Annotated in this window: 9 protein-coding genes; all 9 read left to right on the forward strand. The window is 68.9% G+C overall.

The features are described 5' to 3' along the window. Positions 1-359 precede the first annotated feature (359 nt). Positions 360-815, forward strand: coding sequence for a division/cell wall cluster transcriptional repressor MraZ (locus tag ACLP25_RS30635; RefSeq protein WP_442472863.1), 456 nt, complete (start codon positions 360-362; stop codon positions 813-815). Next, positions 812-1816, forward strand: a complete 1005-nt coding sequence (rsmH, locus tag ACLP25_RS30640) for a 16S rRNA (cytosine(1402)-N(4))-methyltransferase RsmH (RefSeq protein WP_442472864.1) — start codon at positions 812-814, stop codon at positions 1814-1816. The genes ACLP25_RS30635 and rsmH overlap by 4 nt, the downstream gene beginning before the upstream one ends. Next, the gene (gene ftsL, locus ACLP25_RS30645; RefSeq protein ID WP_442472865.1) at positions 1813-2196 is read left to right on the forward strand and encodes a cell division protein FtsL; all 384 of its coding nucleotides are present in this window, start codon (positions 1813-1815) and stop codon (positions 2194-2196) included. Before rsmH ends, ftsL begins: the two co-directional genes overlap by 4 nt. A gap of 2 nt (positions 2197-2198) precedes the next feature. Next, complete coding sequence (locus ACLP25_RS30650) at positions 2199-4103, forward strand: peptidoglycan D,D-transpeptidase FtsI family protein (RefSeq protein ID WP_442472866.1); 1905 nt, start codon at positions 2199-2201, stop codon at positions 4101-4103. Between the two features lie 9 nt (positions 4104-4112). After that, complete coding sequence (locus ACLP25_RS30655; RefSeq protein ID WP_442472867.1) at positions 4113-5555, forward strand: UDP-N-acetylmuramoyl-L-alanyl-D-glutamate--2,6-diaminopimelate ligase; 1443 nt, start codon at positions 4113-4115, stop codon at positions 5553-5555. Further along, entirely contained in the window at positions 5552-6970 is a 1419-nt protein-coding gene (locus ACLP25_RS30660; protein ID WP_442472868.1) for a UDP-N-acetylmuramoylalanyl-D-glutamyl-2,6-diaminopimelate--D-alanyl-D-alanine ligase, read from the forward strand. The genes ACLP25_RS30655 and ACLP25_RS30660 overlap by 4 nt, the downstream gene beginning before the upstream one ends. A gap of 7 nt (positions 6971-6977) precedes the next feature. Next, the gene (gene mraY, locus ACLP25_RS30665; protein WP_442472869.1) at positions 6978-8060 is read left to right on the forward strand and encodes a phospho-N-acetylmuramoyl-pentapeptide-transferase; all 1083 of its coding nucleotides are present in this window, start codon (positions 6978-6980) and stop codon (positions 8058-8060) included. A 2-nt stretch (positions 8061-8062) separates the two neighbouring features. Further along, positions 8063-9445: a UDP-N-acetylmuramoyl-L-alanine--D-glutamate ligase gene (murD, locus tag ACLP25_RS30670; RefSeq protein WP_442472870.1), complete on the forward strand. Its 1383-nt coding sequence runs from the start codon at positions 8063-8065 to the stop codon at positions 9443-9445. Between the two features lie 3 nt (positions 9446-9448). After that, positions 9449-9842 (forward strand): FtsW/RodA/SpoVE family cell cycle protein (locus ACLP25_RS30675; protein WP_442472871.1); only part of this gene is annotated, 394 nt, incomplete at its 3' end.

The raw sequence follows: 9842 nt of genomic DNA on the forward strand, positions 1-9842 counted from the left end.
CGTGGACGATCTTCGTCGTCCTCTCGCCCGACCTCCTTGGTCGACGCGCCCGATTCTTCGAACTGGAACCTGCGGTTCGGGGGTTTTCACAGCGGATCCTGCGTGCAACCCTGAACAAATCTCGAACGCGACGGGCCATGTCTCCCCGCGTTCAGCCCGCCGCCCTAACGGAAGATTAACCTTAACAACCCCTAATGCCGTCAAGGCCGGTTCGGGGGCGGGAATCGCCGGCGGGTTTGTTTGACGCCCATGGGGTCCCATGATATCCCACGACATCCCGTCAACAGACCGCGCTTGCGCGCCGCCGCCTGCGAGCCCCGCTCGTCGGACGCAGGCGGGCTTTTGCGTCGGGGGGCCCCTTGGACCGCTTCCTCTCGCATTTCACCCACCGGTTCGACGCCAAGGGCCGGATCTCGATTCCGGCCTCGTTCCGGCAGGCGTTGGCGAAGGACGGCTTCGAGGGCGTCTACGCCTATCCGTCGCTGGACGCGCCGGCGCTCGACTGCGGCGGTCTGAAGCTCTTGGCGGAAATCGACGCGCTGCTTGCCACGATGCCGCCTTTCTCGCCGGCCCGGGACGCCTTCGCGACCGCGCTTTTGGGGACGAGCGAGATTTTGCGCATGGATTCGGAGGGGCGGGTCATGCTGGACGACCGGACGAAGGCGTCGCTCGGCCTCGAGCACGAGGCGGTGTTCGTCGGGCAGGGGCACAAGTTCCAGATCTGGGAGCCGTCGCGCTTCGCCGCTCACCTGGAGGCGGCGCGGGCGCAGGTCCGGCTCATGCGGGCGGGGCAGGGCGCCGGAGCGCCGGCGTGACCGAGACGCCGCCCCATGTTCCCGTTTTGCTCGCCGAGGTCCTGGACGCGCTCGAGCCGCTGCCGGGCTCGGTGATTGTCGACGGCACGTTCGGCGCGGGCGGCGCCACGCGCGCCCTTCTCGATCGCGGCGCCGAGGTCGTCGCGCTCGACCGCGACCCGTCCGCGGTTCGCGGCGGCGGCGGCCTCGCCGCCGAATCAGGCGGCCGTCTGCGGCTCATCGAGGCGCGCTTCGGCGACCTCGAGTCGGTCGCGCGCGGTCTCGGGATCGACGCGGTCGATGGCGTCGTCCTCGACATCGGCGTCTCGTCGATGCAACTGGACGAGGCCGATCGAGGCTTCTCGCTGCGCTTCGACGCCCCGCTCGACATGCGAATGGAGGGGGCCGGCCGCTCGGCCGCCGACCTTCTGCGCGAAGAAAACGAAGAGACGATCGCCGACATCCTGTTCCATTTCGGCGAGGAGCGCGCCGCCCGCCGCATCGCCCGCGCCATCGTCGCCGACCGCGAGACGGCGCCGTACGTCCGCACGGCTGCGCTCGCCGAGATGATCGCGCGCGTCGCCCCCGCGCGGCGCGGCGAGCTGACCCATCCGGCGACCCGGACCTTCCAGGCGCTGCGCATCGCGGTCAACGACGAGCTCGGCGAACTCCTGCGCGGCCTGGTCGCCGCCGAGCGGCTGCTGAAGCCGGGGGGACGGCTCGCGGTGGTGACCTTCCATTCGCTCGAAGACCGGATCGTCAAGCTGTTTCTCGCCAGCCGCTCGGGTCGCGGCCATGCCGCGTCGCGCCGCCTGCCTGGCGAGCCGGCAGAGCCCGCGCCGACGTTCGACGTTCCGCGCGGCCAGCCGATCGAGCCCGGTGCTGCGGAAACGCGCGCCAATCCGCGCTCGCGTTCGGCGAAGCTGCGTTTTGCGACGCGCCTCGATGCGCCGCCCAGGGGCGCCGAGGATTCCATGGTCGCTTTGACGCGCTTGCCGGCGCGCCGGGGGAGGCAGGGATGATCTTACGCCTCATGCATGCCGCGGCGATCGCCGCGCTGATCGGCTCCGCTTCCTACGTCTATGGCGTCAAGTACCGAACCATCTACGCCGCCGAGCAATTGGTGAAGACGCGCCATCTCATCTCGAAGGAGAAGGACGCGATCAACCTGCTGCGCGCCGAATACGCCCATCTCGCGCGACCGGACCGCATCCAGGAGCTCGCCGACGCCAAGCTCGGCCTGCAGCCCCTTGTGCTCTCGCAGATCGCGACCGTCGGCGAATTGGCCGATGCTCGGCCGAAGGTCGATTCGATCGGGCGGACCCTGGAGTCGCTGGGCTTCAACAAGGACAACGAAACGCCCGCCGCCGAAGCCGGCGGCGCCACCCCGGCGGTGAGGTGAGCATGGCCGAAACGCCCACGAGCGCGAGCCCCAGGACCACCGGACGCCGCATGCGCGGCGGGAGGATCGGCCGCGCCGCGATTGCGCTCTTTCACCGCCACGTGCCGCAGAATTTCGGCGTCGATCTCGAGCCGCCTTCGCCCGGCCGGCCGCGGACCTCGTTGCGCAGCCTCCTGACGGTGGCCAACCTCAGGTCTTTCGCTCACGCTCTGCTCCTGACCCGGCTCGATCGCTCCGGCGCGCGCATCCGCACCATCGCGCTCGGCATGGCCGTCGCCTACACCGTGATCGGCGTGAAGCTGATCGTGCTCGGCGTCTCGCACGATCCTCCGCAGACTCTGAAAGAGGCCGCGGACCAGGCCGTTTCCGGCGCTCGGCCGGACCTCGTCGACCGCAACGGCGAGATCCTCGCCACCGACGTAAAGACCATGTCGGTATTCGCCGAGCCGAACCGGATCATCGACAAGGACGAGGCGGTCGAGCTCATCACCGCCGTCCTGCCGGACGTCGACGCAAAGGAACTGCGCGAACGGCTCGGCTCGAAGAAAGGCTTCGTCTGGGTCAAGCGCCAGATCACGCCGAAGGAGCAGGCAGAGATCTTCCATCTCGGCCTGCCGGGCGTGGGCTTCCTTCCCGAGAACAAGCGCGTCTATCCGAACGGACCGATCGGCGCCCATGTCCTCGGCTATGTCGACAAGGACAATGTCGGCATCGCCGGCATGGAGAAGTATCTCGACCAGCAGAGTCTGACCGACCCCCACGTTCCGGGTTTCTTCGTCGATCCGGAGAGCCTGAAACCGGTGCGGCTGTCGCTCGACCTTAGACTTACGCACGCGCTGCGGGACGAGCTGATGGCCGGCATGGACCACTGGAAGGCCAAGGCCGCCGCCGGCGTGGTGATGGACGTCAATACGGGCGAGGTGCTCGGACTCGAGTCGCTGCCTGATTACGACCCCAACCAGCCGCTCGACGCGCATGACCCGACGAAGATCAACCGCATCAACGTCGGCGTTTACGAAATGGGCTCGACCTTCAAGGCGCTGTCGATCGCGATGGCGCTGGACTCGGGCAAGGTCAACCTCGGCTCGCGCGTCGACGCGCGCGACTCCTTGCGCTACGGCCGCTTCACGATCCACGATTTCCACGCCACCCACCGCGTCCTGACGGTCCCCGAGGTGTTCACCCATTCGTCCAACATCGGCACCGCCCGCATGGCGCTGATGGTCGGGGTCGAGGGCCACAAGGCCTTCCTCAAGAAGATGGGCCAGCTCGACCGGCTGCGCACGGAACTGCCCGAGAACGCCGAACCACTGGTACCGAAGCGGTGGACCGAGCTCAACACCATGACCATCGCCTTCGGGCAGGGCCTCAATGTCGCGCCGCTCCAGGCGTTGATGGCCGTCTCTGCGCTGGTGAATGGCGGCCACATGATGCCGCCGACCTTCCTGCCGCGGACCCAGGAACAGGCCGACAAGATCAGTCATGGAGTGGTGAGCGCCCAGACGTCCGAGTCGATGCGCTATCTCATGCGCTCCAACGCGACGCACGGCTCGGCCAGTTTCGCCAACATTCCGGGCTACTACGTCGGCGGCAAGACGGGCACGGCGGACAAGATCATTCACGGCCACTATTCGCAGGACCGGGTGTTCACGACGTTCATGGCGATAACGCCCGCCGACAAGCCGAAATACCTCTATCTGGCGATCTACGATGATCCGCAGGCTGCGCCCGGGGATTATGGCTTCCACACCGCCGCCTGGAACGCCGGACGCACCGCCGGCGCGCTCATCCGCAGGATCCAGCCGTTGGAGGGCGTGCAGCCGATGAAAGATGCGCCAGCGAATCCATTCCCCATCATCGCCCGCTTGGGCTATGGAGCCGACGCCGACAAGGTCGGCAAGGAGTGAACGAAGCGGATGTTACGGCTTGGCGACATTGTGGATCTGAGCGGAGCGGACTCAACGCTCGTGGACCGTCCTGTCGCCGGCGTCGCCTTCGACAGCCGCAAAGTGGCGCCCGGCGATGTCTTCTTCGCCTTGGCCGGGGGGAAGGACGATGGCCTGAAGCACGCCGCGGACGCGGTCGCGCGGGGGGCGGCCGCGATCGTGGCCGAGCGTGAGGCCCCCGCCGCCGGCGCGCCGGTCGTCCGGGTCGCCGACGCCCGTCTCGCGTTGGCGCGTGCGGCTGCGCGGCTCTATCCGCGCCAGCCCGAAACCATCGTCGCGGTGACCGGAACCAGCGGCAAGACCTCGATCGCCGCCTTCGTCCGCCAGATGTGGCAGGCGCTCGGGCGCGAATCGGCCTCCCTCGGCACGATCGGGGTCGTGTCCCGGCCGATCACGGTCTACGGCGCGCTGACCACTCCGGACCCGCTGACCCTCCACCGGACGCTTCAGGACCTCGCCGAGGCGGGAGTGACCCATCTCGCCATGGAGGCGTCCTCGCACGGCCTCGACCAGAGGCGGCTCGACGGCGTGCGGCTCAAGGCCGGCGCCTTCACCAATCTCAGCCGCGACCACATGGACTATCACGCGACGGTCGAGGACTATCTCGCGGCCAAGCTGCGCCTGTTTCGCGACCTCATGCCGGACGGCGCGCCGGCGGTCGTCGACGCCGACGCCGAGGTCGCCCCGCGCGTGATCGAGGCGGCGCGGGAGCGCGGGCTCGCTGTCTTTTCCGTCGGCGCGAAAGGCGAGGCGATCCGTCTCGCCGCGGTCGCGCGCGACGGCCTCGCCTCGACGCTGGATCTCGAGTTCGGCCGGCGCCAGCGGCGGGTCCGTCTCCCCTTGCCCGGCGATTTCCAGATTTCCAACGCCTTGGTCGCGGCGGGGCTCGCGATCGCGACGGGCTGCGAGGCCGACGCGGTGTTCCACGCGCTCCAGAGGCTTGAAGGCGCGCCGGGACGGCTCGAACGGATCGGCGCGATCCGGGGCGCGGCCGTCTTCGTCGACTACGCCCACAAGCCAGACGCTTTGGAGAAGGCGCTCGCCGCGCTGCGCCCCTATGTGCGCGGACGCCTCATCGTCGCCTTCGGCTGCGGCGGCGACCGCGACGCCGGCAAGCGTCCGATCATGGGCGCAATCGCGACCCGCGCGGCCGATGTCGTGATCGTCACTGACGACAATCCGCGCTCGGAAAACCCCGCGTCAATCCGAGCGCAGATCCTGGCGGCCGCGCCCAGCGCGCTGGAGATCGGCGAACGCGCCGAGGCGATCCGGGCGGGCGTGGCGATGCTCAAGGACGGCGACGCCCTGATGATCGCCGGCAAGGGTCATGAAATCGGGCAGATTGTCGGCTCTGCGGTGCTGCCCTTCAGCGACGCGGACGAAGCGCGCAAGGCTTTGGCGGAGGCGGCATGAGCGCGCTTTGGACCGATACGGAACTCGCCGCGGCGTTCGGCTCGTTGGAGAGCGAACCCCTCAGGCGCGCCGTCGCGGGCGTGTCGATCGACACACGCACGCTCGGCGGGGGCGACCTCTTTTTCGCCATCAGGGGCGAGACGAACGACGGTCACGATCACCTCGCGCGCGCCTTCGAGGCCGGGGCGTCGGCCGCAGTCGTCAGCCGGACGCGGGCGGCGGAGCTCGCTGCCTTCGGCCCGGTCTACGCCGTGGACGACACGTTGAAGGCCATGGAGCGCCTGGGTGTCGCGGCGCGGGCGCGGACGGAGGCGCGGATCGTTGCCGTCACCGGGTCTGTCGGCAAGACGAGCGCCAAGGAGATGCTGCGCGCCATGCTGACCGCGAGCGGTTCAACGCACGCCTCCGCGGCCTCGTACAACAACCATTGGGGCGTCCCGCTGACGCTTTCCCGCATGCCGGCGGACTCGCGGTTCGGCGTGTTCGAGATCGGCATGAACCATCCCGGCGAGATTACGCCGCTCGTGCGCCTGGTCCGGCCGCATGCGGCGCTGATCACCACGATCGCGCCGGTCCATATCGAATATCTCGGCTCGCTTGAGGCGATCGCCGACGCGAAGGCGGAAATCTTCAACGGTCTGGAGCCGGGCGGAACGGCGATCCTCAATCGCGACGCCCCGCAGTTCGAGCGGCTCGCCATCGCCGCGCGAGCCCGCGGCGCCCACGTGCAGAGTCTCGGGTCGGATGCGGCCGGCGACGCGCAGCTGTTGGAACTCGACGAAGGCGCGGCTGGCACGCGCGTCTCAGCGCGGATCTTCGGCCGGATGATGCGCTTCGACCTCGGCGCGCCGGGCGCGCATATGGCTGAGAACGCGCTCGGCGCGCTCATCGCGGCCCATGCGCTGGGCGCCGATCTCGACGTGTCCGCCCACGCGCTCGCGACCTTCACCCCGCAGAAGGGGAGGGGCGAGCGCCTTGCTCTGGCCGCGCCCGGCGGCGCCGTCACGCTGATCGACGAGAGCTACAACGCCAATCCGGCCTCGATGCGCGCCGCGCTCAGGCTGCTCGGCGCGGCGCGGCCCGGTCCCAACGGGCGCCGCATCGCGGTGATCGGCGACATGCTGGAGCTCGGCGCCGACGGGGCTGCGATGCACACCGAGCTCGCCGCCGACCTCGCCGACAACAAGGTCGATCTTTTGTTCGGGGCCGGCCCGCTGACGCGCGCGCTTTACGACGCCGCCCCGCAGGCGATGCGCGGCGCCTGGGCGGAGCGGTCCGGCGAGCTCGTCGACGAGGTCGCGCGGACCTTACGCGCTGGCGACGTCGCGATGGTCAAGGGGTCAAACGGCAGCCGGATGGGGCCGCTCGTCACCGCACTGCGCGAACACTTCGCCCGCCTGGGCGCTCGAGGCTAGACGTCCGATGCTGACTTGGCTCTCAGACTGGTTTCATTTGCCGGGCGTCTTCCGTCTCTTCCACTGGCTGACCTTCCGCACGCTCGGCGCGGCGGGAACCGCGCTGTTCCTCGTGTTTTTCTATGGCCCCGCGATCATCTCGCGGCTGCGCCTGAAGCAGGGCAAGGGGCAGCCGATCCGGCTTGACGGGCCGGCTTCGCATCTCCTGACCAAGAAGGGCACGCCCACGATGGGCGGGCTGATGATCCTGTTCGGTCTCTTCGCCTCGTCGATCCTGTGGGCCGACCCGGAGAGCCCCTATGTCTGGATCGTGCTCTTCGTCACCTTCGGCTTCGGCGCGATCGGCTTCTATGACGACTATCTCAAGGTGACCAAGCAGTCGGACCGCGGTTTCTCCGGCCGGGCGCGGCTCGGCGCCGAATTCGTGATCGCGGCGATCGCCTGCTACGCGATGATGCGGGTCGGCGGGCCGGGGGCGAGCTCACTCGCCGTGCCGTTCGTTTCCGGCTACCTGTTCGATTTCGGCTGGGGCTTCCTGCTGTTCGGCCCGTTCGTGATCGTCGCCTTCGGCAATGCGGTCAACCTGACCGACGGCCTCGACGGCCTCGCGATCGTCCCGGTGATGATCGCCGCGGCGACGCTCGGCCTGATTTCCTATCTCGTCGGCAGCGCCTTCTTCGCCCACTACCTCTTGATCAACCATGTGCCGCTCACGGGCGACCTGATGGTGGTGTGCGGCGCGCTGATCGGCGCCGGAGTGGGTTTCCTCTGGTTCAACGCTCCGCCGGCGCAGATCTTCATGGGCGACACCGGCTCGCTGGCGCTCGGCGGCCTGCTCGGGACGATGGCGGTCGCGGTGAAGCACGAAATCGTGCTGGCGGTGATCGGCGGCCTGTTCGTGATGGAGGCCGTCTCGGTCATCGTGCAGGTGGCGTCGTTCAAGCTGACCGGCAAGCGCGTCTTCCGCATGGCGCCGATCCACCACCATTTCGAGCAGCTGGGCTGGTCGGAGCCGCAGATCGTGATGCGTTTCTGGATCATCGCTTTCGTGCTGGCGATGGTCGGCCTCGCCTCGCTGAAGTTGAGGTGACCATGATCCCGGTCGAAACCCTGCGCGGCAAGACGGTCGCCCTCTTCGGCCTCGGCGGCTCGGGCCTGTCAACCTTGCACGCGCTGGTCGAGGGCGGGGCGGAGGTGTCGGCCTGGGACGACAGCGAGACAGCGCGCGCCCGAGCGTCCGCAGATGGTTTTCTCGTCGTTGACCTTGCCCAAGCCGACTGGAGCCGGTTTACTCTCCTCGTGCTCGCGCCCGGCGTGCCGCTGACCCACCCCGAGCCGCATTGGACGGTGAAGCGCGCCCATGCGGCGGGCGTTCCCGTCATCGGCGACATTGAGCTTTTCGCCCGCGAACGCTCCGCGCTTGCGCCGGTCGCCCCCTTCGTCGCCATCACCGGCACCAACGGCAAGTCCACCACCACGGCGCTGATCGCCCATGTGCTGAAGGAAGCGGGGCGCGACGTGGCGCTCGGCGGCAACATCGGCGTGCCGGTGCTCGATCTGCCGCCGCCGACCGACGGGCGCGTCCATGTGGTCGAGTGCTCGTCTTACCAGATCGATCTTGCGCCCTCGCTGGCGCCGACCGTCGGCCTCCTCATCAACATCACGCCCGATCATCTCGACCGGCACGGCGACCTTGCGGGTTACGCGGCAGTGAAGGAGCGCCTGGTTGCGAAAGCCGAAACCGCGCTCGTCGGCGTCGACGACGAGCCGAGCCGGGAGATCGCAGCCCGCCTGAAGGCCGAGAGCGGCCGGCGCGTCGTCACGGTGTCAGGCGGGGAGTCGCCGCTCGCCGACGTGTTCGTCGCCGATCGCCGGATCGTCGCGCGGGGCTCGGCCGAGCCGCCGATCGATCTCAGGAACGCGCGCGCCTTGCGCGGCGCGCACAACGGCCAGAACGCCGCTTTCGCCTATGCGGCCGTACGAGCCCTCGGAGTGGCGCGCGAGGATATTGCGCGGGCCTTCGAGACCTTCCCGGGACTGGCGCACCGGATGGAGGAAGTTGGGCGGCTGGGCCATGTGCTGTTCGTCAACGATTCGAAGGCGACGAACGCCGACGCCGCCGAAAAGGCGCTCATGTCCTTTCGCGACATCCACTGGATTCTGGGGGGCAAGGCGAAGGCGGGCGGCATCGAGCCGCTGCGCCCGCTCTTTCCCCGCATCGCCAAGGCCTATCTGATCGGCGCCGCTGCGGAAGACTTCGCCGCGACCTTTGGGGACGCCGTTCCGTTCGAGCAGTGCGGGACCCTCTCGCACGCGCTCGAGGCCGCGGCGCGCGACGCGTCCCGCTCTGCGGCCGAGGAGCCGGTCGTGCTGCTGTCGCCGGCCTGCGCGTCGTTCGACCAGTTCGCCAATTTCGAGGCGCGCGGCGACGCCTTCCGCGCCGAAGTCCAATATCTCTTGAACGGGGAGCCCTGAGCCATGGTGTCGAGAGCCGAACGCGGACCCGTCGCCGACTGGCTGCGCACCATCGACCGCTGGCTGCTCGGCTCATTCATGGCGCTGATGGTGATCGGCCTCGTGATGGCGCTGGCGGCGAGCCCGGCGGTCGCGGAGCGGCTCAATCTGCCGACCTTCCATTTCGTCAACCGGCAGGCGCTGATGCTTGTCCCGACCGCGATCCTGATGGTGGCGACGTCGTTCCTGTCGCCCCGCCACGTCCGCCGTGCGGCGCTGGTGACGTTCGCGGCCGCGCTGATCCTGATCGTTCTGGCGCTCATGTTCGGGGCGGAAGTCAAGGGCGCGAGGCGCTGGATCTTCGGAATTCAGCCGTCCGAGTTCATCAAGCCTGCCTTTGTGGTGCTCGCGGCCTGGG

The organism is Roseiarcus sp., from assembly GCF_052145395.1.
GTDB lineage: Bacteria > Pseudomonadota > Alphaproteobacteria > Rhizobiales > Beijerinckiaceae > Roseiarcus.

Coding starts and splice junctions, on each gene's coding strand:
- ACLP25_RS30650 (WP_442472866.1), top strand. CDS start 2,199: ATGGCCGAAACGCCCACGAGCGCGAGCCCCAGGACCACCGGACGCCGC.
- ftsL (WP_442472865.1), top strand. CDS start 1,813: ATGATCTTACGCCTCATGCATGCCGCGGCGATCGCCGCGCTGATCGGC.
- ACLP25_RS30655 (WP_442472867.1), top strand. CDS start 4,113: ATGTTACGGCTTGGCGACATTGTGGATCTGAGCGGAGCGGACTCAACG.
- mraY (WP_442472869.1), top strand. CDS start 6,978: ATGCTGACTTGGCTCTCAGACTGGTTTCATTTGCCGGGCGTCTTCCGT.
- murD (WP_442472870.1), top strand. CDS start 8,063: ATGATCCCGGTCGAAACCCTGCGCGGCAAGACGGTCGCCCTCTTCGGC.
- ACLP25_RS30660 (WP_442472868.1), top strand. CDS start 5,552: ATGAGCGCGCTTTGGACCGATACGGAACTCGCCGCGGCGTTCGGCTCG.